Source organism: uncultured Clostridium sp. (genome assembly GCF_934754915.1).
Taxonomy (GTDB): domain Bacteria; phylum Bacillota; class Clostridia; order Clostridiales; family Clostridiaceae; genus Clostridium.
The window spans coordinates 20,366-45,006 of the sequence record NZ_CAKVKB010000019.1 but is presented as its reverse complement, the minus strand read 5'-3'; the positions used below and the strand labels follow the sequence as shown (position 1 = coordinate 45,006).

General features: G+C 28.6%; 25 protein-coding genes. 3 read left to right on the top strand and 22 right to left on the bottom strand.

All coding sequences use genetic code 11. The features are described 5' to 3' along the window. The 6 genes from Q0F58_RS05345 to Q0F58_RS05320 all read right to left on the bottom strand — a co-directional run. Nucleotides 1-306, bottom strand: a 306-nt coding sequence (locus Q0F58_RS05345) for a MarR family winged helix-turn-helix transcriptional regulator (RefSeq protein WP_294373352.1), incomplete at its 3' end; no start/stop codon positions are given. A 425-nt stretch (nt 307-731) separates the two neighbouring features. Continuing rightward, the gene (gene queF / locus Q0F58_RS05340; RefSeq protein ID WP_294373350.1) at nt 732-1,235 is read right to left on the bottom strand and encodes a preQ(1) synthase; all 504 of its coding nucleotides are present in this window, start codon (nt 1,233-1,235) and stop codon (nt 732-734) included. A 49-nt stretch (nt 1,236-1,284) separates the two neighbouring features. Then, nucleotides 1,285-1,944, bottom strand: coding sequence for a 7-cyano-7-deazaguanine synthase QueC (gene queC, locus Q0F58_RS05335; RefSeq protein WP_294373348.1), 660 nt, complete (start codon nt 1,942-1,944; stop codon nt 1,285-1,287). Nucleotides 1,945-2,431: 487 nt separating this feature from the next. Continuing rightward, complete coding sequence (gene folE / locus Q0F58_RS05330; protein ID WP_294373346.1) at nt 2,432-3,028, bottom strand: GTP cyclohydrolase I FolE; 597 nt, start codon at nt 3,026-3,028, stop codon at nt 2,432-2,434. Nucleotides 3,029-3,364: 336 nt separating this feature from the next. Then, nucleotides 3,365-4,033: a putative 7-carboxy-7-deazaguanine synthase QueE gene (gene queE, locus Q0F58_RS05325; protein ID WP_294373344.1), complete on the bottom strand. Its 669-nt coding sequence runs from the start codon at nt 4,031-4,033 to the stop codon at nt 3,365-3,367. A gap of 88 nt (nt 4,034-4,121) precedes the next feature. Continuing rightward, nucleotides 4,122-4,550 carry a 6-carboxytetrahydropterin synthase gene (locus Q0F58_RS05320; protein ID WP_294373342.1) on the bottom strand — a complete coding sequence of 143 codons (429 nt, stop codon included), beginning with the start codon at nt 4,548-4,550 and terminating at the stop codon, nt 4,122-4,124. A gap of 403 nt (nt 4,551-4,953) precedes the next feature. Between Q0F58_RS05320 and Q0F58_RS05315 the strand changes: the two genes are divergently transcribed. After that, nucleotides 4,954-5,790: a DUF1189 domain-containing protein gene (locus Q0F58_RS05315; RefSeq protein WP_294373340.1), complete on the top strand. Its 837-nt coding sequence runs from the start codon at nt 4,954-4,956 to the stop codon at nt 5,788-5,790. Between the two features lie 51 nt (nt 5,791-5,841). Here the strand turns inward: Q0F58_RS05315 and Q0F58_RS05310 are convergent, their stop codons facing one another. Further along, nucleotides 5,842-6,576: a M48 family metallopeptidase gene (locus Q0F58_RS05310; protein WP_294373338.1), complete on the bottom strand. Its 735-nt coding sequence runs from the start codon at nt 6,574-6,576 to the stop codon at nt 5,842-5,844. 75 nt (nt 6,577-6,651) lie between these two features. Continuing rightward, complete coding sequence (locus Q0F58_RS05305; protein WP_294373336.1) at nt 6,652-7,089, bottom strand: GNAT family N-acetyltransferase; 438 nt, start codon at nt 7,087-7,089, stop codon at nt 6,652-6,654. A gap of 298 nt (nt 7,090-7,387) precedes the next feature. On the opposite strand from Q0F58_RS05305, the gene Q0F58_RS05300 reads away from it, so the two are divergent. Next, nucleotides 7,388-7,966, top strand: a complete 579-nt coding sequence (locus Q0F58_RS05300) for a DNRLRE domain-containing protein (protein WP_294373334.1) — start codon at nt 7,388-7,390, stop codon at nt 7,964-7,966. Between the two features lie 83 nt (nt 7,967-8,049). Here Q0F58_RS05300 and Q0F58_RS05295 read toward each other — a convergent pair whose 3' ends face one another. From Q0F58_RS05295 to Q0F58_RS05265, 7 genes are all read right to left on the bottom strand, one after another. Further along, nucleotides 8,050-10,023 carry a translation factor GTPase family protein gene (locus Q0F58_RS05295; RefSeq protein ID WP_294373332.1) on the bottom strand — a complete coding sequence of 658 codons (1,974 nt, stop codon included), beginning with the start codon at nt 10,021-10,023 and terminating at the stop codon, nt 8,050-8,052. Nucleotides 10,024-10,106: 83 nt separating this feature from the next. Continuing rightward, entirely contained in the window at nt 10,107-11,498 is a 1,392-nt protein-coding gene (locus Q0F58_RS05290) for a methyl-accepting chemotaxis protein (protein ID WP_294373329.1), read from the bottom strand. A gap of 300 nt (nt 11,499-11,798) precedes the next feature. After that, the gene (locus Q0F58_RS05285; protein ID WP_294373328.1) at nt 11,799-12,629 is read right to left on the bottom strand and encodes an energy-coupling factor transporter transmembrane protein EcfT; all 831 of its coding nucleotides are present in this window, start codon (nt 12,627-12,629) and stop codon (nt 11,799-11,801) included. Next, complete coding sequence (locus Q0F58_RS05280; protein WP_294373326.1) at nt 12,629-14,332, bottom strand: ABC transporter ATP-binding protein; 1,704 nt, start codon at nt 14,330-14,332, stop codon at nt 12,629-12,631. Before Q0F58_RS05280 ends, Q0F58_RS05285 begins: the two co-directional genes overlap by 1 nt. Before the next feature lie 194 nt (nt 14,333-14,526). Beyond that, nucleotides 14,527-15,084, bottom strand: a complete 558-nt coding sequence (locus Q0F58_RS05275) for an ECF-type riboflavin transporter substrate-binding protein (protein WP_294373324.1) — start codon at nt 15,082-15,084, stop codon at nt 14,527-14,529. A gap of 56 nt (nt 15,085-15,140) precedes the next feature. Further along, the gene (locus tag Q0F58_RS05270; protein WP_294373323.1) at nt 15,141-15,587 is read right to left on the bottom strand and encodes a DUF5673 domain-containing protein; all 447 of its coding nucleotides are present in this window, start codon (nt 15,585-15,587) and stop codon (nt 15,141-15,143) included. A gap of 255 nt (nt 15,588-15,842) precedes the next feature. Next, nucleotides 15,843-16,754: a ribonuclease Z gene (locus Q0F58_RS05265; protein ID WP_294373321.1), complete on the bottom strand. Its 912-nt coding sequence runs from the start codon at nt 16,752-16,754 to the stop codon at nt 15,843-15,845. A 216-nt stretch (nt 16,755-16,970) separates the two neighbouring features. Here Q0F58_RS05265 and Q0F58_RS05260 point away from each other — a divergent pair, with 216 nt between their 5' ends. Beyond that, the gene (locus Q0F58_RS05260) at nt 16,971-17,126 is read left to right on the top strand and encodes a hypothetical protein (RefSeq protein ID WP_294373319.1); all 156 of its coding nucleotides are present in this window, start codon (nt 16,971-16,973) and stop codon (nt 17,124-17,126) included. A 189-nt stretch (nt 17,127-17,315) separates the two neighbouring features. Here the strand turns inward: Q0F58_RS05260 and Q0F58_RS05255 are convergent, their stop codons facing one another. The 7 genes from Q0F58_RS05255 to Q0F58_RS05225 form a co-directional block, all read right to left on the bottom strand. After that, on the bottom strand, nt 17,316-17,549 hold the full coding sequence (locus Q0F58_RS05255; protein WP_294373317.1) for a hypothetical protein: 234 nt from the start codon (nt 17,547-17,549) through the stop codon (nt 17,316-17,318). A gap of 299 nt (nt 17,550-17,848) precedes the next feature. Next, nucleotides 17,849-18,367, bottom strand: coding sequence for an isochorismatase family cysteine hydrolase (locus Q0F58_RS05250; RefSeq protein WP_294373315.1), 519 nt, complete (start codon nt 18,365-18,367; stop codon nt 17,849-17,851). Nucleotides 18,368-18,633: 266 nt separating this feature from the next. Beyond that, nucleotides 18,634-19,272, bottom strand: coding sequence for an alpha/beta family hydrolase (locus Q0F58_RS05245; protein ID WP_294373313.1), 639 nt, complete (start codon nt 19,270-19,272; stop codon nt 18,634-18,636). A gap of 357 nt (nt 19,273-19,629) precedes the next feature. After that, nucleotides 19,630-20,394, bottom strand: coding sequence for an exodeoxyribonuclease III (locus tag Q0F58_RS05240; protein WP_294373311.1), 765 nt, complete (start codon nt 20,392-20,394; stop codon nt 19,630-19,632). Nucleotides 20,395-20,424: 30 nt separating this feature from the next. Further along, nucleotides 20,425-21,726, bottom strand: coding sequence for an ATP-binding protein (locus tag Q0F58_RS05235; RefSeq protein WP_294373309.1), 1,302 nt, complete (start codon nt 21,724-21,726; stop codon nt 20,425-20,427). A gap of 588 nt (nt 21,727-22,314) precedes the next feature. Next, nucleotides 22,315-22,464: a hypothetical protein gene (locus Q0F58_RS05230; protein ID WP_294373306.1), complete on the bottom strand. Its 150-nt coding sequence runs from the start codon at nt 22,462-22,464 to the stop codon at nt 22,315-22,317. Continuing rightward, nucleotides 22,461-24,455 carry a YgiQ family radical SAM protein gene (locus Q0F58_RS05225; RefSeq protein WP_294373304.1) on the bottom strand — a complete coding sequence of 665 codons (1,995 nt, stop codon included), beginning with the start codon at nt 24,453-24,455 and terminating at the stop codon, nt 22,461-22,463. The genes Q0F58_RS05230 and Q0F58_RS05225 overlap by 4 nt, the downstream gene beginning before the upstream one ends. Between the last annotated feature and the right edge of the window lie 186 nt (nt 24,456-24,641).

The window sequence follows — 24,641 nt, the reverse complement described above, 5'->3', positions numbered from 1 at the left end:
CAATATGTGGCACTTGTATCTTCCATCTTCCTTGCAGCCATGCCTTGATATAAGCTCTTTAAGCTCAAGACGCTTTACAACTCCTGTTACTGTAGGATTAGTAAGATGGAGGTGTTTTTCAATATCTTTCTGATATATGTCTCCTTTATGTTGATTAAAATACAGATATATTAATATATTTGCCTGAACTCCTGTCAAATTATATTGTTGAAGGTCTCTATTAGTTTCTTTAAACATTGAATGGGCAATATGCTGAATAAGACCTCCTACAAGTGGATCTTCAATATACTCCTCACATTTGTTCACAATCATCACCCCATTTCATATATACATAGCGTACAATGTATTTTAAATGATTAAATTGTTGTTTGTCAATGTATGTCGTTTTTTTAATAATTTTTATAATTGCATGCTTGAATTTTTAAAAATAATATATTTTAATACTCCTGCATAAATAAAAAAATCTGCTTTGCAGACTGTGTGTTTCCGCCCCTTTCCAAAGTTATCCACAAATCATCCGAATATATAATTTCCTAAAGAATAAAAAAACAGCCATCTGATTATTTCTCATATATGAATCAGATGATTGCTACTTTCCTGCTATTTTATTATTTTACTCATTTATGATGAATAAAACTAAGTCTATTATTGAAAATATTTTTTGACGAATTGACAATTCAATATTTTCAGCAATAGCTAAATTCTCTAAAATACACAATTCTTAATCAATTTTATCTATTATCAATTTTTTCGGGATAAATATCATGATTCATCATTCTGTATTCAGCCATTTTTTCAAATTTAGTTCCAGGTTTTCCATAATTGCAGTAAGGATCAATGCTTATTCCACCTCTTGGAGTGAATTTTCCCCACACTTCAATATACTTTGGTTCCATAAGCTTTATAAGATCTTTCATTATTATATTCATACAGTCTTCATGAAAATCTCCATGATTTCTAAAACTGAACAGATATAACTTTAATGATTTGCTTTCAACCATTTTAATATCAGGTATATAGCTTATATAAATAGTTGCAAAATCTGGCTGGCCAGTTATTGGACACAAGCTTGTAAATTCTGGACAGTTGAATTTCACAAAGTAATCATTACCCTGATGCTTATTTTCAAATACTTCAAGAATATCAGGATTATATCCATAGTCATATTTTGTTCCCATATTTCCAAGAAGAGATAATCCTTCTAATTCCTTGCTTTTTCTTCCTGTTTCATACATATCCTTTTCTCCTTTTATTCTGCTTTTCCTTTTATTCTGCTTTCATAAATTATAAATTTTCTTCCTTTGATTTTAGATATTTTTCAAGTCCTCTTTTTCTTAAAATGCATGCAGGACACTTCCCGCATCCATCGCCCATTATTCCATTGTAGCATGTTAATGTTTTATTCCTTACATAATCCAGCTTTCCAAATTCATCTGCCATTTTCCATGTTTCTGCTTTATCTATCCACATAAGGGGAGTATGGATTACAAATTCATAATCCATTGCAAGATTCATTGTAACATTGAGTGACTTTATAAATACATCCCTGCAGTCAGGATATCCGCTGAAGTCAGTCTCACATACACCTGTAATAATATGTCTTGCTCCTTTAACTTTTGCGAGTACTCCTGCAAAAGTTAGAAAAAGCATATTTCTTCCTTCTACAAAAGTTGATGGAGGAGCTCCATTTTCACCCATTTTTATTTCAATATCATCTCTTGTCAATGCATTAGGTGCAAGCTGATTTAAAAGTCCCATATCTAAAATATGATGTTCAACTCCAAGTTCTTCTGCAATATTTTTTGCACACTCTATCTCAAGTTTGTGTTTTTGATTGTAGTTGAAAGTTACTGCAATAACTTCATCAAAATTTTTTAATGCCCAGAATAGACAAGTTGTAGAGTCTTGTCCTCCTGAAAATACGACAACTGCTTTTTTATTCATTTTTCTTTTCTCCTATTCATGCTGATAAAAATTTTCTGACTACACTATTTATAGGAAATATTTTTATTTAATCTCACAGGCATTATTTTTTATGTCTGCTCTGAATGCTCCTGCAATCTTACAGTCATAAAATAAAAAAACTTTTTATATCAGTTTAATTTCATCATAAAATAGACAAAATAACTGAAATAAAAAGCCCTTATAAATAAAAGAGTCTGCTTTATTACATTAAATAATAAAACAGACTGTAATTCAAAATTCTATGACATTTAAAAAATGCATTCACCTAACTTATTTCAATTTAAATAGCCTAGTTTTATTTAAGGACAGGATGGTCTAAATGAACTGTCCATATTTAATTACTTTATGATAATATCATAATATTATGAACCAATCAATAAAAAATTAATTAATCCCTATAACATAATTTTTATGTACTTTTGTTTTATATACCTTTAATCCAAATGAAAGATTTTTAAACTATTTATTACTGTTTTATGAGAAGAAGTGCTTCCTGTCTCAACATTGGATTTTCTTTAAATACTCCAGTAAATGTTGTTGTTGTTGTTAATGTTCCAGGTTTCTTTATTCCTCTTGCAGTCATACAGCTATGTTCGCCAGTTATTATTACTCCGACATCTTCTGTTTCTGTAACCATTGAAACTATTTCTGCAATATCAGTTCCTATACGTTCCTGAAGCTGAAGCCTCTTTCCAACCATATCGGCAATTCTTGCAATCTTGCTAAGTCCAATTATCTTTTTCCTAGGAATATAAACAACATTAACTTTCATATTATACATTAATGCAAGATGATGTTCACAATAACTGTGTATTGGTATATCCCTTACTATAACCATATTATTATGTACTTCTTCAACACAGCTTTCCTCTTCAAAAGTTGTTCCAAACATTTCTGCTATTTCTTCATTTGTATGAGTCATTCCTTCAAAAACTTCTTCATACATTTTTGCAACTCTTTTAGGAGTATCCTTAAGACCTTCCCTTTCTGGATCGTCTCCCAAAGCTATTAAAATTTCTCTTATGCATTCCTGAATCTTATCAGTATCTATTTTTTTATTCATATCTATACCCCATTCTTCCTTAACAAGCAGTTTTATCTTATGTCATACAAATATATGTTTCCAGCATATGTTCAAACCCCATTGCTCTGATGCAGAATATGCTACATTAATTATCTTCATAAGTCTATATAACATTTATATATTTTTCCAAAATAAATATTATCATTTAAACACATTCTTAATATGACCTTCATAATTCATTTTATAAATGTTTTCCTATAACATGCTTATTACTTGCTAAAATCAATTAAATTGTAACACATTAACTCAATAATATAAACCATAGAAAACCTAAATCTAATCATCTTTCAATAAATTTTACAAAATTTGTCTGAATTATACTCCCCTTAAGTCTTTATTCCATATTATTTTATGAAGTTGAACTTGCAACCTTACTTTATTCATATTGAATTTTTTCATAAATTCTACAATGTAGCTCATTTCTATACTTCCTATAACAGGACTAAAATAAACAAGACATTTTGAAGTTAATTCATATTCATCTATGATTTTTTGGGCCATAAAAAGATCTTCATTATTTCCTATAACAAATTTATATACATCATTTTTTCCTATACATTTCATATTATTATAATTCATCGTATGAGTCATTTTACTTGATGGCAATTTAAAATCCACTATATAACTTATATTATTATTTTTATATCTTTTTTTAAAAGTTTCAATATCCACCGAACCATTTGTTTCTATATGAATTTTCAGTTCATTGTCCTTATTTAACAAATCCAGTAGTTCATGTATATTTTCCTGAATCAGCGGCTCTCCTCCTGTAAGCGTTACATTATATGACTTATTTTCTTTTATATATTCATAAATTTCTTCTGCTGAAAGTTTTTCTTTTATTTCATTTTCTTCCCATGAATAAGTTGTATCACACCATGAACATCTTAAATTACATCCTTGAAATCTTATAAATGTTGCAAGTTCCCCAGAGCTTGGCCCCTCTCCATCTATTGATAAAAATTTCTCTACTATATTGTACATCTCTTCCTCCAATTTTAAAAAATGACTACACCTTCTAAATCAATAGCTCCACACATACCTATAAAACATCATTGAATTCATTGATAAATTATAGTTCTGAATATATACAGCTGTTATTAGGTGTTTCAAATAATTCAACTTCACATATTGGAAGCCCCATGTCTTTAAGTCTGTTAAATATATCTCTAGACATTTCTTCTGCTGTAGGTCTATACTCAACAAAATAAATATCAAAATCATTAGGAAGTTCCTTTAATTTTTCTGCAAGCAATTTTCCTTCATCATTATTTTCTATAACAAGTTTATGATCAAAAGTTTTTTCTATATTTTTTAGTGCATTTTTGAAATTAGAAAAATCATCAATCATGCCTCTGCATTGTCCTTCTTTTTGAAGTTTTTCGCTTCCAATCTGCGCAATAAGTCTGTATCTATGTCCATGTATATTGGAACATTTTCCATTATATCCGCTTAAATAGTGCGCCATATCAAATTGTATTTCGCTTTTCAGCTTAAACATATATGCCATCTCCTTTGTATTTCCAGTTCACAGACACACTCTGTATTTCTTTTCAAAATATGCTCACTACCCTATAGTAAATTTTTGCAAAATAAAAAGATGACAAAATTTATTCAGCCATCTTTTTATCTAAAACCAACAAAAAAACCTGTTTACTATTTCATATAGATAAACAGGACTATGCATTCATATTGAATTAAATTAATAGCCTAGTTTTATTTAAGGACAGGATGGTCTAAATGAACTGTCCATTATTTAATTTACTTTGTCATAATATCATATTTCTTTTTTGTTTTCAATATTATTACATAATAATATTATGATAATTTTATTTCTTAATAAAGATTATTGTGCTATAATAAGCATTAATGTAATAATTACAAATATTTAAGGAGGTTTTTTCTTGAAAAATAAGCTAGGAATTTTACATAAATTTGCTTATAGTCTTTTCGATTTTAAAATATATAGAGAATTCCTGTCACAAGGTTTATTAAAAGCTATATTCTATCTATTTCTTATGACTACAATATTCTCTACTTTGAGTAATATAAGCACTTTAAATGTATTTAATGACGATATGACAAGATTAGAAAATAAATATATTAAAGAGTCTCCAGAATTTGAACTTAAAGATGGAAATTTAAACATTAATTTAGATGGGCCAGTAATATATAAATATACTGGTGATTCACCAATTTTACAACTTTTAATAAATTATGGTGCTATAGGTGACGTTCTTGTTGCAGATACAAGTGGGACAACTGATATATCTATACTGGATGACTATTCTAGTGGTACATATATAAATGCTTCATCAATTTCTTTTAAAAAGCAAGGAAAAATTATAGCTAACATTAATTTTTCAGACAATAAAACATTATCAGTTAATAAGGAATTACTTATTCCAGTTTTTTCATCATTTAAAACTATGTTTACAATTACATTTTTCATACTTAACCCACTGCTTTCATTTATTAACAATCTGGCAGCATTATTTATCATTATTGGTCCTATGACATTTTTAATGCGTACAAATTCTAAGCATAATCTAAAATATAGTCAATGCTGCATAATTGGTGCTTATTCAATGACACTTCCTCTTATCTTTGAATCGTTAGTTACCATTACAGGTATATTTACTTCTGAATATACATTTGTATTTTACGTAATTTCAATGCTTTATTGTACATTGGCACTTAGAAATATAGAATCAACAAAAAAAATAGATACTGTCTTATAGCAGAATTTATCAGGTATGGCTTTCAAAAATAAATAGAAGCCATACCTGATTTTATATATACATATTCATTCCATTTTCTTTTAAATACTCATGCTTTTCTTTGTAATCCGGCATAATCTCTTCAACTCTTCTCCAGAAATTTTTAGAATGATCCCTATAATCAAAATGGCACATTTCATGTACTACAATATATTCAATAACATCTTCCCTTGCCATGCTGCATCTCCAGTTAAATAATATTGCATTTTTCCCAGTACAGCTTGCCCAACGTCTCTTCTGTTCTTTCACTCTTATATCTGTAACCTTGTCTTTAAAAAAAACTTCATATATTTGTATCTTTTTTTGTACAATTTCCATTGTTCTTTTCCTATACCATTTTTCCATAGCTTTTCTCATAACTTCTTTTTCATAAGTATTTGTATAAATTATAAAATGCTGACAATCATATGGACTTTTAAGAGTTTTTCCACTTAAAACAATTCTAATATTCTTATAAGATTCATCATATATTATGTGTACTGGATACTCTTCTCCAAGATACATAAAGGTACTTCCATTTTCAAATTTTCTTGAAACTTTCTGTTTGCTTATATTAAGCATCTCATCCTGTTTTTTAATAATCCACTGAGCTTTTTCATACACAAAATCTTCTGCCTGACTCTCTTTTATATTTAATGGCGCTATTACTGAAACCTTTCCATCCAGATTCACTTTAATGCATATAGTCTTTCTCTTTCTTTTTGTAAAATCAAATTCTATAATTCTGCCATTATACTCAATTTTCATAAGTTTTTTCACCCTATATCTATCATTTCAATTTCAATCATATTTATTATAAATTTTATTCCAATAGTCAAGGTTCTATTTTATAGATTTTGACATAATAAGCATATCATCATCAGATACATACCCATTCTTTTCATAAAATCCTTCTGTTTTTGGTCCATGAATAGTATATAAATATATTCTTTCTACTCCATCATTCTTTAGTTTTTCTGTAAACTCAGTTAAAAGCTTTCTTCCAAAGCCCTTTCCTTGTATATTTTTATCTACACAGAATTCCAGTATCTGAAAATGTATTCCGTTGAAATACTGTTCATCTCTTCCCATAATCATTCCTGCTAGAGCTCCTTCATGGTAATATGCCATTCCTTTATATCCTGGCATATTAATAATATCTACAAGCCTTTTGCTTGCAGTTTCATATGTCCATTCATCATTCCATGGTTCTCCATTAAAAGCCTTTATGAATAAATTAGATATTTCTTCTATATTCTCCATTGTTATTTTCTTAATCATAATTTCCTCCAAAATATATAATTGCGTTCTTTATTCTATAATACTATCTTAATACAAAGTATTTTAATTATCCAATATATATATACTCAATTTAACAATCCACAATTAATCACAAAACCTTTACAATATTTTTTTAATATTATGTAATTTTATTATTAAAAAATATAACTTTGAAATAATCCATTGAAAATAAATTAAAAATTCTTTTATTATGAATATTATTAATTTCTTAATATATATTTAAATTAAGAGAACTTTCATACTTAATATGAAATTTATTAAAAAGGAGCTGATTACTATGGGTTCTATTTTAAATTTTAAATCTTTAACTACAACTTATGTTGACAGTGGACATGCTAACGATAACTTTTATGAATGTAAAAATATATATGCCGGAAGCTGTCACAAAACCCCATGTTCCTCTATAATGTATAAATCTCTTATTCATTTTGATTTGTGCAGCTTTGAAAAACGTCCTCTTGAATATGCATACCTATGTCTTTATGTAAAGGATATCAATTGTGATACTAGTTATTACAGCAACAATACTCTTTCAGTATATAAAAATATGTCACCTTATAACCCAGAAACTGTAACTTGGAATACAACTCCTGAAACAGATAGTGTAATTCGCCTCAGTATACCTTCTAGTGATATAGGAAATTATATTAAAATAAATTTAACATCCATAATAAACAGCTGGATTGAATGTGGAAATAATTATGGTCTCACAATAGAAGCCAGTAATTTTTACTCTTCATTAGTCAAATTTGCCTGTGCAGATTCAACTCATCCTCCTATAATGTTTGTAGAATACAAGAACCCTAAATTCAATTATAATTTTTATAATACCTATCATTCACACAGCTTTCGATAAAATCCAAAAATAAATAAAGCATCCATTCATCTAAAGAGAATAAACCTGCTTTTACTCTGTTTATTCTCTTTAAATTTACTTTGCTATAGAGAATGCATATGTTCATCTACATCCTGCCATTCAACAATATATCCGCTTCCATGAGAACAGAAAATTGAACTTGACGTATATTCAATATCTGCATTCTTTTTGTAATTTCTTCTTTCAATAACTTCTTCACTGTTGTGACATACATCATATCCATCATAAATAAGACTTATAGTTCCCATTCCTCTTGTAAAAACTGCAATTTCCAAAGAATAATCCATGAATGTTGAAACAGGTCCCCTTCCATTTACTATCACTTTATCATCCTTATTTAATGGATTATCAAAAGTTCCATGAAGTCTCTGAATATCAGTAAGAATTCTTCCAATATAATCACTGGATGCTTCTATTGTAAATCTGTAATATGGTTCAAGAAGAACATTTTCAACCTTCTCAAATCCCTGACGTATTGCCCTGTATGTTGCTTCCCTGAAATCACCTCCACATGTATGTTTAATATGTGATCTTCCATTTAAAAGAGTGATTTTTATATCAGTGATTGGAGAACCAGTAAGAAGTCCATAATGTTCTCTTTCAAAAACATGAGTTTTTATGAGTTTCTGATAATTTATGCTGAGATCATCTACATGACATTGGCTTTCAAAGGTTATTCCGCTGTTTCTTTCACCTGGTTCAATCTGCAGCACAACTTCAGCATAATGTCTTAAAGGTTCAAAATGGCCACATCCTGTAGTTTTTTCCTTAATTGTTTCCTTATATAGAATTTCGCATGGTCCAAATTCTATATCTATGTTAAATCGTTCCTTTACGATTTCCTTCAATACCTCAAGCTGTATTTTCCCCATAATATGCACATGAAGCTCCTGAAGTCTTTCATTCCATACTATATTAAGAGATGGGTCTTCACTTTCAAGAATCTTAAAGTATCCGAGAATTTCTTTTATATTGCACGATTCAGGAAAAATCACCTTTGACATAAGAGTAGGAACCATTTCAAAAGATTGCCTCTCTTTAAGTTCACCTATTGTATCAAAAGCATATGCACTTGAAATTCCTGCTGCGCCAAATACATCTCCTGCTTCTATCCTGTCACATGTTTTAAATTTTGTACCGTTATATATTCTTATACTGCTTATTTTTTCTGAAAAGGAATGTTCTTCATCATTTCCATAAATAACTTCATCTCTTACATTTAAAGAGCCACTTGTACACTTGATAAATGTTATTCTTGCTCCATTATCATCATATCTTACTTTATATACTTTTCCCTTAAAGGAATCGTTTTTGTATTTATCATATTCAGTAAATGTAAGTTCATCAAACCCATAAAGAAATTCTAAAATTCCCTTATCCTGAAGGGCACATCCTCCAAAACACGGAAATGCATTACATTCCTTTATTAACTTTTTAAATCTTTCTTTCCATAATTTTTCATCATAACTACCTTCCAGATATTTTTCAAGAAGTTCATCATCCTGTTCACTTATGAATTCTATAAGTTCATCTGTAAAATTTATAGCTGCCTTATCATTGTCAATAATCACATCTACCATACACACATTTTCTGTAAGTTCTTTTTTTATTTCATCAACAACTCTGATTTTATCTGCTCCAGCTCTGTCTAATTTATTTATAAAAAAGAAAACTGGCACATTATATTTTTTCAACAGATTCCATACCGTTTTTGTATGTCCTTGTACACCTTCCACTCCACTTATTAAAATAACAGCATAGTCCATTATCATTATTGCTCTTTCCATTTCAGCAGAAAAGTCTACATGCCCTGGAGTATCTACAAGATAATATGTTGAACCATTAAATTCAAATATTCCTTGATCTGAAAATATTGTTATTCCTCTTTCCCTTTCAATATCATGACTGTCAAGAAAAGTATCTTTATGATCAACCCTTCCGCATTTTCTTATACTTTTTGTATGAAATAATATATGCTCTGAAAATGTTGTTTTTCCAGCATCAACATGAGCAAGTACTCCTATTGTTTTCTTCATAAATGTTACCTCATTAATTTTGTACTCTCAATTAAATATAACTGTTATATTTATAAACAATCAACATAAGTATAACATATATCTTATATCGTATACACTTCAATAAGCATTGAAAGTTTTGTTGCAATGTCATTCTGCTCATCTATTGAACTTATTATACTATCTATTTCATTTGATGCCTCATCCATACTTAATTTTATTTCTTGTGATCTTTTTGATGTATTTAATGAAGCGGAACTTACTGTACTTATTCCTTTTCCAATCATATTTATTGTTTCTGTTATTGTACCACTTTTATGCTTAATTTGATTAGAAATTTCTGATATTAACTTCGAATCATCAACATAACTCTCAGCTATTTCAATTAAAAGTTCATAATCCTTGTTCACATCATTTTGAAGAAAACTTAATATTGTTCCAGTTTCATTAGTAAGATTATCAAACGCCTTCTTAACTTCATCAATTACTCTTTTAATATCTTCAACGGTTACTTTTGTTTGTTCTGCCAATTCCTTTACTTCATCTGCAACCACTGCAAATTCCTTTCCATTTTCACCAGCCCTTGCCGCTTCTATTGCAGCATTTAACGAAAGAAGATTTGTCTGTTCTGACAACTCTGCAATAGAATTTGCCATTACTCTGATTTCTTCTACTACTTTTGCCTGTTCAATTGCATCCCGTACATTTTTAATTATTTTACCATATACACTTTTTGCATTTTTAACAGCCTTTTCACCCTTTTCCCTTACATTCATTGCTTTATCTTGTATTTCAACTGCTGATTTACTGTCATGTTCAGCATTCCTATTCAATTCTACAGCTACATTTTCTATTTCCTCTGTTGAAGAATTTACTTTCTCAGAAATACTGCTTAAATTCTTTACTTCTCCTGCTATGATATTAGTAGCCTCATTTACTTCTTTGATTTTGTTTATTATTATACGTACAAGGGTATTCAAGATTTCATTTGATTTTATAAGCTTATGTGAATATTCTGAGATATTGGTAACCATGAGTCTGTTTGCATCTATGGCTTCATTCAAATCATCTACTACCTGACCAATTTCTTTATCATATCTGCCATTTAATTTAACTGTAAGATCTCCATTTTTTAAAGATTTAGCAAGTTCATTAAGTTTTTTTAATGGTCTTATAATTCCACTTATTATATAAATGGCTAATATAACTGCAATAATTATTCCTACTATAGATATTATTAATGAAATATCTGTACATTTTATTACAGAATACTGTACCTCTTCTATAGACTGCCGCATATTTTGTTTTGTTACAGTCTGAACAGCAGCGTTATCTATTATATTCTGCATATTCAAAAGATGTTCTGTCACTGTTCTCATGGATCTAACGCAAACGCTTGCAATTATTCCTAAACAAATCAGCATAATTATATAACTTCCAATTATTTTACCTTTTACACTTGTGAATTTCTTAGTCTTTTCTTTATTTTTCTTCATATTCTATCCTCCTAATAATAAATTTTCATGTAATCCGTTAAATTTATAGATTCTTCAAATCGATTTCATAAATTCTGTCTATTATTATAATGTATCATTCTAATTTTTTCCATACAACTTGTATTTTTTATAATTTCTCACAAAAAATTGCTTTTGATATACCAAAAGCAATTTTCTAATTATTTTAAATATATATTTTTTATGATAACATTACATAATAGTCAAAAAATCCCACAAAAATTTTATTATTAACCGTAAATGTATATTGTTAATTGGAATATATAGGTTAAATAAACACTTTTATATAAACGGATTATAAAATCTACTTCCATTTTTTACAGAAATAAATAATGATATTATCAATAATAAAGTTAGTATTCCCACAGAAAGATAATCATTTCTTTTAAATTGCCTTTCAGAGTACCATGTTCTCTTTTTCTTATTTCCAAAAGCCCTTAATTCCATTGCACTGCTTATTGTTTCTATTCTTTCAAGGCTTGAAAGAATAAGTGGCATTAAAATTGCTGCAGAATTTTTTATTCTGTCCATAAGTTTAGCCTTTTTAGACATATCTATTCCCCTTGCCTGCTGAGCAAAAGAAATATCAACATATTCATGCTGTATATCAGGGATATATCTTAATGCAATTGCTACCGAATAAGCTATTTTGTAATTTACTCCTATCTTATTTAATGATGCAGCAAATTCACTAGGATTTGTTGCAACCATAAATATAAGTGCTATAGGTATTATTGAAAAATATTTCAGTGTAACATTAAACTGATAAAACAGCTGCTCAAGTGTTACAGTATAAGGACCTCCTATATGAAACAGATCAGTCCTGCTTCCATATATATATACTCCTTCATAAGGTGAAAATACAAATATAGCTATATTATTTATAAGAAGAAATATAAGTATAAAATAAAATACAAATGAAATCTGTTTAAATTTTATCTTTGATATTTTGAAAATGACAAAACTGAATAAAACCATAAAAACTAAAATATATGTATTGTATGTAAGCATTGATATAAGAGACCATAAAAGCAAACATATCAATTTTGATACTCCTGTAAGATTATGAACAAAAGAATCTATTTCAGTATATTCAAGCATTGCTTCATTCATTATCTCCTACACCTCCTGTCCTGTTCTATAAATTTTTCTACAAATCTCTTAGGATTTTCAATTCCACATCTTAAAGCTAAAGTATATAATGAAGTTTCTCTTAAATTCGCTTTCTGTATAATTTGAGCATCTGTAAGAATTTCAGCTGCTTCTGCATCCTTAATCTTTTCTCCATCTGACAATACTATTGCCCTGTCTGTATATTCAAGCATAAGATGCATATCATGTGTAATCATTATTATTGTTATTCCCTTTTTGTTTAATTCTTTTAAGAATTCCATTATTTCTGTATAATGTTTAAAATCCTGACCAGCTGTAGGTTCATCCAGTATTATAATCTCTGGATTTATTGCAAGAATAGAAGCAATTGTAACCCTCTTTTTCTGTCCAAAACTCAATGCAGAAACAGGCCAGTTTCTCATCTTATATAATCCGCATATCTTTAATGCTTTATATACCCTATTTTTTATTTCTTCATCATCATAATTTCTTATTTTCAAACCGAAAGCAACTTCATCAAAAATCATGGTCTTGCTTATCATCTGATTTGGATTCTGCATTACAACTCCAATTTTTTCTGCACGTTCTTTTATTGTATCATTTTCAATATTTCTTCCATTAAATAGTATTTCACCACTTGATGGTTTATAAAATCCACATATAAGCTTTGAAACAGTTGATTTCCCAGCACCATTTCTTCCTACTATACTGACCATTTCTCCCTTATTTATAGTAAATGATACCTTCTTTAATACTTCTCTGTTATTACTATATTTAAATGTTATGTTTTTCACTTCAAGAATAGGATTATTAAGATTGTCTTTTTTATTATGAGCAGCATTGTTAAACCAGCTATGGATTTTTTCAGAACACTTTTCATAATTAAGTTTTTCAACACTTTCCGGATTTAATTTCTCATCTACTTCACAGCCTGCATATTTCAATGCCGTAATATACAAAGGCTCCCTTATTCCATTTTCTTTCAGTATATTTGAGCATAAAAGCTTTGCTGGTGTTGAATCACTTACTATTTCTCCATTATTCACAACTATTATTCTATCTACATGTCTATACAATACTTCTTCAAGTCTGTGTTCAATTATCAGAACAGTCTTTTTTGAATTCTTTTGAACTTCATCTATAAGTTCTATAGCATGATTTCCTGCTGCTGGATCAAGGCTTGCAAGAGGCTCATCAAATAGAAGGATATCCGCCTGTGCTGCTATAACGCCTCCTAAAGATACTCTCTGTTTCTGACCTCCTGATAGTTTGTGCGGAGAAGCAGCAAGATACTCTTCAATATCAACCATTCTTGCAGCTTCTGCAACCCTTTTTCTCATTTCATTCAAACTGATACAGTCATTTTCCAATTTAAAAGCAATATCTTCTCCAACAGTAAGTCCTATAAACTGTCCATCAGGATCTTGAAGAACAGTTCCTACCATGTTAGATATTTCTGATATGCTTAATTTTTTTGTTTCTTTACTATTTATCTTAAGACTCCCAGTTATTTCTCCTTCATATTTAAATGGCACAAGTCCGTTTACCGCATTTGAAAGAGTACTTTTCCCACTTCCTGACGGACCTACAATAAGAACTTTTTCTCCTTCATATATAGTAAGATTTATATTCTTTAATGTAGGTTTTGCCTGAACTTTATATTTAAAACTGAAATCCTTAAATTCTATTACAGGTCTTTTCATATTACGCATCCTTTTCATATCATCATTAAATTAAAATGTATCTCAACGCAGTCATTTTTAGACACAATTATTTTAATAATAACATAATATAATATATTTCTTCAATAGAATATGTTTTTTCATGAATTTTTATTATAAAAATATACAGGATAGATTCTAAAATCTATCCTGTATATTAGCTTGATATTTTTTTATCATTCTTCAAGTATAAGACTATCCTTTTTTATTCTCGTCTTAGCATATGATGATAATAATATTGTTCCAAGTATTCCTATTGTTATCATATTAGATATTCCTGCTGCTATTCCCTGAAGATAAACCTTATTTGAAGGTTCAGCATAAATAATCACATCTAAACTTGGTGCAGCCAAAAACCATGCTATCACATTAGCAATTATCTGATATACATTAAATATAATAATTCTGCTTCCGTTAAATTCATCATCTTTAACATTAATCTTCTTCCATGATAATCCAATAACTAACCCCACTATTGCAGATGCTATTATCCAGCTAAACCATGGAGAACCATAAGCTGTAATATCCTTCAGTGTATGCCCTATAAATCCTATTGCAACGCCAGCAACAGGTCCATAAATAACTGCCATAAGTGCCAAAAAAGGATATGCTGTCTGTATTTCTGTATTGGGAATTCCTGTCGGAATGGACGCAAACCTTCCCAATATCATAAACACAGCAGAGCCTATACCAATTGCAACTATTGTTTTAATTGATAGTTTTCTACTATTCATGTATTCCTCCTTTGTATATAAATATAATTATTCATTATATTTTATCGATTAATATATTATTTTCTTCTATGCCTTAATTTTCTATTAGTTTTCAAGTAATTATCTACTTCCTTGCCTTTTTCTTTTGAAAAAGTTATCTTTCTTTTTGCATCACTGCTTTCAAAAAATAAAATATATTTATTTTTTTCTTCAATTACTGAATATGACTTTATTTTATCCCATGTTGTAACATGACTGCTCATCAATATGCCATCCTCTGTTATACCACATTTATTTCCTATAATCCCCATTGGTATTATGGCAATTACCACAATAATATCAATCATTCTGAGAGTATTATATGAAAAGTATGAATATGCAATAAATACAATCAATATTACTGCTATAACATAAACATATTGATTTCTGCCTGTATAAATAAGTTTATGTTTTCTTTCTTTTAAATAAACAATCAAAGTTACAGCAAGCACAAGAATAATACCTGCTATTGTTAAAATTTCCATTTAAACCTTCTCCCATTTTAATATAATTTTTATTTACATATATAAACGTACCTTACATATATAATACATATATGTTGCAATTGACAATGAAAAATGAAATCTTTGAAAGATTTTTTTAATTATTATGTTGTTTTTCATAACATATTTCAATACAAATTAAATTATATCATATTTTTTCAACAGTCTAACATATTAAATAACAAAACTCTAGTTTAAATCTAATTATTAAAATTCATTTATTTCAAAATTCCTATATTATTTTTCAAAATCTAATGATAATTTTAATCTATCATACCCTAATATAGTGTCTTTGAATACTTCTTTAGCATTATTTTCATATATATGAGGATCTTCCATAGAATTTCCAAAATGTGTTAGAAGTAATTTTTTTACACTTCCTTTATATGCAAGTGTTGCAGCTTCTCTAAATGTCATATGTTTATTTTTAATAGCTTTATTTATATCTTCATCGTTTCCATAAGTTCCTTCACATATAAATAAATCACTATTTCTTATAAAATCAGGAATTTCATTCATAGGCCTTGAATCTGTTATAAAACTGATTTTAATTCCTTCTCGTTTTTCTCCCAAAACCATATCTCGTGTATAAACAATTCCATCAACTTCAACAGTTTCAGCTTTCTTTTGGAGTGTGTTCCAAATATTTTTAGGTACATTATTCTTTAACGCACGTCCAACATCAAATACAGCACTTCTTTTAATATAAAATCCATATCCAAGACATGGTGATGAATGATCTGCTTTTAAAAATGACATCTCTATCTCATTATTAAAAAAACTCATATTTTCTTTAGGATTTTCAATTATATTTATTTCATATGGCAGCCATTCAACTATAGTTCTTAATCCATTTACAGCTCTTGTAATTCCTTCAGGACCTATAATTGTAAGAGGATTTGTTCTTCCACTATTCCCTATAGTTCCGAGAAGTCCTGGCAAACCTACAATATGATCTCCATGAATATGACTTATACATATTACATCTATTGTCTTAAAACCCGAATTGCAAATTTTCATTGATACTTGTGTACCTTCTCCACAATCAATAAGTATTTTTTTGCCCTTATACATTATTAGTGAAGCTGATAAAAATCTATCTGGTGCTGGCATTCCGCCTCCACATCCCAAAAGTATTATATCCACCATATATTAATCATTCCTTTACATGTAAATTTACAATCAATTCGTATAATTCTATATAAATAATCATTTCTTTTTTAATTTTCATAAAATATTATATATTTCACATACATAATTATCAATGAAGAAATTTATTTCTAAATAAATATAGAATTAATTTATTTCTAAAATGCCATACTAAATATGTGTAATAATTGATAATTGAGCAAAGGAGCTGATTATATGCAAAATAACAATAAAAGAGATTATTCAAAGAAAAACTTCTTAAGAAACGGAAATAAACTCCAAGGACAATATGCCAAAAACAGCTTTAATACAAGTATAGAAGAACCTGGCATAAATGAGAGCGGAATTAAAGCAAAAGAGCAGGGTTTTTAAATTTTTTTCAATTTCTATAATAATATTATAAATATCACTACACAAAAAAGCTGCAGTTTAAAAATATTATTCTACTATATGAAATTCTATATACAATCATACTCATATAGTAAAAATATATTTTTATCTCTGCAGCATATTATTGATTAAATATGTTAATCTTTAAAATACATCCTCTCTTACTTAATATTAATCTTCTAAAAGCCTTAAAATTTCTTCTACAGATTTTTTAACTTCTTTAGGAAGTTTATCAAGTTCACGTTGTCTTTGAGCCTCATTATTTATTTGTGCTATCTGCAATACCTTATTCTGGAGACCTGGAATTTTATTTAGATTTGCAACTACAGTATTGAATTTATTTGCAAAGTTAGGATCACTTTGTATTTTCTGCTGAACTTTCACTATCAATTGATATGGATTCATATATATACTCCTATAAGTTTATTTTTATAATTTATTCTATTCACATACAACTCAAATGTTCTTAGATTTAAAAATAAAAAAATCTGCTTCGCAGACTGTGTGTTTCTGCCCCCTTCAAAAGTTATCCACAGATTGTCCAATAATATAATTTCCTATATAATAAAAAATCTGCTTCTCAGATTGTGTGTTTCTGTCCTCTTCCAAAGTTATACACAATTTGTCCCAAAATATAATTTCCTATATAATAAAAAACACTCTGCAATCTTGAACTTTTTCAAGATTGCAGAGTGTTTTTTTATTTATATATATACTATTTTAGAACCCTTTAATCTACTGCTTAACTTAATGATTCTATCTTCATTTAAAGCTGCAGTAGCTTTTTTCATTATGCTAACTTTAAGGCCAAGTTCTACAGCTCCCTTTGCTGTAGCTGAAACTGCTCCGCATGCATCACATCCTACAATTTCAACTTCATTTATATAATTTTCTTTAATAAATTTTACAAGATTATTATTTTTAAACGCATTTTGTGTCTGCTTTTCAAAATAATTTTCTGATACAATTTTTATCTTTTCACTGATTTTAGCCCCTTCACTTCCTGAAATAGCATATCCAATTAATTTTCTATTTAAAAAACTACTTGGAAGTACATGTGCTATATAAATGACTTCATTGTTATCATTACAATAAGAAGTTATAGATTGATTTATATTTTCAATAACCTCATCTATATCATTGTCATAATTAAACTTTTTCTTACTCCGCTGCTCACCAACAAAATCATCTTGAGCATCAATAACCAAAAGTGCTTTTTTCATTTACCCTCCCCAATTTCTTTACAAATATTGTATTATATTAATTATATGTATAACCTATACAATTAATTAAGTACCTTGCTTTTATTTTATATTAGTTTTATTTTTTGTCAATGTGAAAATTTTATCGTTTTTATTGACTTTTTAATATGAAACCTACTAAATATTTAACATTTCTTCCATTTATATATCATTTCCTTCTGTTTTCTATTATCATTTACACTAAAACAGTATATGTAATTTTAAAATAGAAACTCCTTTAATTCCAATTACAAATTTCTGCTCAAATATTCCTTTTCTCTTTGGATTACTTCCATAATAATTTTTGTGCTATTTACAACATCACCTTTAATATTTAAAGAATGATCTGCATTATGTATTTTCACAAGATTTACATTTTTCATTTTTTCTATTATCTCCACACTCCCTTTTTTTATAAGCGGATCTTTAGTTCCTGTAAATACTAATGATTCTTTATCAATTCCTAATTCAACTGTCTTATCAACAGGTGTAAAATATACATTAATAAAGATATATTTATGAGATCCTTCACTTATAATTTTCTTCTGAATTATTCTCTGAATTACAGTTCCTATACTTTTTCCTATGAAAATTATTTTCTTGTATTTTTCATTTAATGACATACTTATAAGTTCCATAGTTTCGTCAACCACTATTTGAAATTTTTCCTTATCAAATTCCTTTCTGGCTGCTTGAAATCCATATTCTATTGGCAATACATCATATCCAAGTTCTAAACACAATTTTTTAGAATAATCAAGAATAGGCCTGTCTAATGTATATCCTATACCCGGTAGAATAACAGCCAATATATCACTTTTATTCTCAATAACTTTACTTTCAAGATAAACATCATATGAAGATTTTAAAATTCTTTCTTCCCTCATTATATATCCTCCTTGTATAATCTAGTTGTAACATTTGATAGAAAACCATTTATAATTCTAACGAACTATAAGTTTAATTATTCTTAATTTTCAATCTTTGTTGTTTGTTTTAAAATTTTAATATTACAGTTTTACACTTATATAATTTAATATATATGTTTTAATAATAAAACTACATAATAATTAAAAAGATTTCACCCTTCATTGTCAATTGTACATTATTAATTAGAATATATGAATTTTTATATATTGTTTTTCTTATTATTTGTGTCCTTCAAAATGCATAAATGACAAAGCCAGGATATAAACATTTTATAATTCATATCCTGGCACAATCAAATCATAATATATCCTATTTTATAATTGTATATCTAGCTCTACTGGACAATGATCAGAGCCTTCAATTGATGTATGAATCTTAGAATCTTTAAGGTTCTCCTTTAAACATTCTGATACAAGAAAATAATCAATTCTCCATCCAGCATTATTTGCTCTTGCATTAAATCTATATGACCACCATGAATATATTCCTTCAGCATGTGGATAAAAATATCGAAATGTATCTATAAAACCGCAGCTTAACAGTTCAGTCATCTTATTTCTTTCTTCATCACTAAATCCTGCATTTTTTCTATTACTTCCTGGATTTTTAAGATCTATTTCATTGTGCGCAACATTTAAATCACCACATACTATAACAGGCTTATCTTTTTCTATTTCCTTAAGATAATTTCTAAATACATCTTCCCATTCCATTCTATAATCTATTCTTGCAAGGCCCTGCTTGGAATTTGGAGTATACACATTTACAAGATAAAAATTTTCATATTCTAAAGTTATTACTCTACCTTCTTTATCATGTTCTTCAATTCCAAGACCTATCTTTACATTGAGAGGTTTTTCTTTGCTGAATACTGCAGTTCCCGAATAACCTTTCTTTTCTGCATAATTCCAATAATCATAATATCCATCAAGTTCTAAATCGATCTGTCCCTGCTGAAGTTTTGTTTCCTGAATACAAAATATATCTGCATCTACTTCTTCAAAATAATCTAAAAAGCCTTTTTTCACGCAAGCCCTCAGACCATTTACATTCCATGATATTAACTTTTTCAATTTCATCAATCTCCCTATTAAAATCTTCTTCAGTCTTTAAGAAACATATCTATTTTTAATATTTCTATATGCTTCTCTAAAATCATCCATAGTAACAATTGTATCTATACCATTTTCTTCAGGTTCCTCAGCATCTGTAAATGCACTTTCATGATGATTTTCTTTTTCAATTTCCTTTGGTGCCGTATTCTCATTTTGTTCTGATTCATATTCAGAATTTTCCTCTTCAGATTCGTCAGCTGCAACCTCTTTTTCTGCATTTATTACTATAAACTTATTTTCATCTTTTTTATCTTCTTCTCTATTAATTTCCTTTTCAGTTCTTTCAATTGCATTTACTGCTGCCATAAATATTATATCCTTAATGTCTGCTCCTGATACATTGGTAAATTCTTTTGCAAGGACTTCTGAATTAACATCTTCTGCAAGTGGAAGCTTCTCTGGAATATGAACATCAAATATAACCTTTCTTCCCTTTTCATCAGGCATTTTAAACTGAACGCTTGCAAGAATTCTTCTCTTAAATGCTTCATCATAATTTTCTAAAAGATTCGTAGTAAATATTACAACTCCTGAGAATTTTTCAAGTTCTAAAAGCATAACACTTCTTGTTATATTTACACCATAATCTGCTGATTGAGTTATATTTGTGAGACGTTTTCCTAAAAACGAATCTGCTTCTTCAAATACAAGTACAGCATCATCTTCCTTCGCTTTTTCAAAGGCCTTCTTAATATTTTTAGGTGTCTGTCCCACATATTTTGATTCAAGATTTGCATAATTTATTGAATAAATCTTCTTTCCAAGATATTTTCCAACAGCTTCTGCAGCCATGCTCTTTCCCGTACCTGGAGCTCCAAAAAAATTAAATATAACAGGTCTGTTTCCACCATAACTATCTTTAAATCCCCATTGTCTGTATATTATATTTTCATGCTTCTTAATATTTAATGTAGTTATTATTTGTTTCTTTTCTTTTTCTTCAAGATAAACTTGATCCATACTATATCTTGGCTCATAAACATCCATAAATTCATCATTAAATACAGTTTCTTTAAGTTCCTCTTTTTCCTCTCTATTCATGAGTTCTTCAATTTTACTTTCATCATTAGCAATAAGAATTCTCTTATTGCTTGGATTATGTCTTGAATTATTAACTTCACATGCTCTATTTATATCGCTAAACAGCTTATCTACTTTTTCCTCATCAAGAAGTACATCTATTCCATCAACTTTCTTATATTTTGCATCAAGAATTGTTATTCTTGCATTTTTATATTTTCTTGTAATACTCTTTCTTGTTACATTCTCTTTCCCTAAACCACTTATTCCAAACATATTTATTATACCTTCCTTAAATGTATTAATTGCTAAAACTTCTAAACAATATTATGAAACATTTATCAGCAATTTCTAGTTGTCAATTTTAATTTATATAATTATTATGTCACATTTATACAAACAGGCGCAATACTCTAAAATAAATAAAAGAAATTTGTAACAAAGCACAGACAATTTTAAAAAATTATTTAGCTTTCATAGAAGTAACATATGAAATAGAAATCTAATATATTGTATTATATCTGATTAACCAAATATATGTTTCATTCCTGCATATGCTGCTCTGATGATTTATTTATATTTTAAATTTCATGGTGTTGGTAATGAAGAAGACCCAAGATCACTAAGTTTAAATGGTGCAGCATCAGATGGATAAGTAGAAGATTATCAGTTAGAAACTACTGAGCATAAGCCAGATGTAAGATGTAAAAAAATCGCTTTTCCAGAAAAGGAAGTACCAATAACTGGAGAAGCTGTAACCTATCAAATTAATGTAAAAAATTTCAATTCAATAAAAGCCGAATCTGTAACAGTTATTGATGATTTTACTGAACTTCTTGAAGACTTAAAATTTGTAGATGGATATTATATCTTAAATAGTAATCCACCTGTTTTAATCACTGATCTTGACGAACTTAAAACAGGCATAAATATAGGTTCATTATCACAATATGAAGAAGCTGTCTTTACTCTCAATTTTATAGTTAAGTAAATTGTAACAATTAAATAAATCATCTGCTCCTTCTAGATTTTGATGAAAGTTTATTCTTTCCTCCTCTATTAGAGTTTTTAAAAGATTTATCTTGTTTATTTTTTGAACTCCTGTCTTTCATGGTTTTATGATTTTTATTTTCATTGCTTTTTAACTTATTTTTCCCATTATCCAGTTTAAATTTATCATTTCTATTTCCAGACTTATGGTTTTTAAATTTATCTCGTATAAGACATTTAGAACCATTTCCAATCAAATCAGTTCTTCCTGCTTCTGTCAGTGCTTCATAAACAAGATTGTAATATTTAGGATTTCTATATTGAAGCAGAGCTCTCTGCATTGCTTTTTCATGCTTTGTTTTTGGGACATAAACTTCCTTCATGGTTATTGGATCTATACCTGTATAATATATTGTCGTTGAAGGTGTTCCTGGAGTGGGATAAAAATCCTGTACCTGTTCTGGATGATAATTTATATCTCTTAAATATTCTGCAAGTTCTATTGCACAATCCAATGTACTTCCTGGATGTGAAGACATTAAATAAGGTACTATATACTGTTTTTTCCCTATTTTTTTTGTTATTTTATTAAATTTGTCTACAAATTTATTATATGTATCTCCGCTTGGTTTACCCATATACTTTAATACCTGTTCTGAAACATGTTCTGGTGCTACCTTAAGCTGTCCGCTTACATGATACTCAACAAGTTCTTTAAAGAAAGTATCATCTTTATCAGCCATTATATAGTCATATCTAAGTCCTGAGCGTACAAAAGCTTTTTTTACTCCAGGCATTTGTCTTATACTTCTCAATAAATCCAGATATTCAGTGTGATCAACATTCATATTACTACACACCTTTGGAGAAAGACATTCTTTTCCCTTACATGCACCAAAAGCAAGCTGTCTATCACATGCAGGTTTTCTAAAATTGGCTGTAGGTCCTCCAACATCGTGTATATATCCTTTAAAATCTGGAAGATGTGTTATTTCTTCAACTTCCTTTAATATAGATTCCTTGCTTCTGCTTTGAACAACTCTGCCCTGATGAAGCGTAATAGCACAGAATTTACAGTCTCCAAAACATCCTCTTGAACTTACAGTACTAAATTTCACTTCTTCAATTGCAGCAATTCCGCCATACTTCTCATATATTGGATGATAATTTTTCATGTATGGAAGATCATAAACCTCATCAAGTTCCTCTCTGTTTAAAGGAGGCTGTGGTACATTCTGAACCATGTACATATCTCCGTGCTTCTGTACAATTACCTTTCCTCTTACAGAATCCTGTTCCTGATACTCTACTTTACTTGCATATGCATATTTCTTTTTATCATTAACAACTTCCTTATATGATGGAATTTCAATATAATCCTGTACATAATCCAAATTACGCGCAAGATAACATGTTCCTCTTACATAATTTATGTCTTTAGCACGCACTCCGTTTTTTAATCCTTCAGCAATCTCAACTATAGGTTTTTCACCCATTCCATATATTAAAAGATCAGCACTGCTATCCAAAAGTATAGATTTTCTAACTTTGTTTTCCCAATAGTCATAATGCGCAAATCTCCTAAGGCTTGCTTCAACTCCACCAATTACAATATCAATATCCTTGTATGCTTCTCTTATTTTATTGCAATATACAATAGTTGCATAATCAGGCCTAAGTCCCATTTTCCCACCTGGAGAATACATATCCTTTTCTCTTCTCTTCTTGCTTACTGTATAATGATTAACCATTGAATCCATGTTTCCCGCATTAACCAGAAATGCATATTTAGGACGTCCTAATTTCTGAAAATCATAAATATTCTTCCAGTCAGGCTGAGGTATAATTCCTACTTTATATCCATTATGTTCAAGTACCCTTGATATGATTGCAGTTCCAAAGCTGTGATGATCAATATATGCATCTCCAGTTACAATTATAAAATCACACTGCTCCCATCCTCTTTCATCCATATCACGTCTGCTTATGGGCAGAAATTTTTTCTCACTTGTCATCTTTTCACCTGCTCATTAAAAAAAATAGATTATATAAATTAAAATTTCATTTTCTAAAGTTTTTCTCCATTTTAATTGAAATATCTTCATTATATTATCACTCATAATAGTGTATATTGTTTAAATGTTTCAGTCAAGAAATTATCTTAATATACATAAAAAGCTTGTTTAAGAAAAGTAATTCGC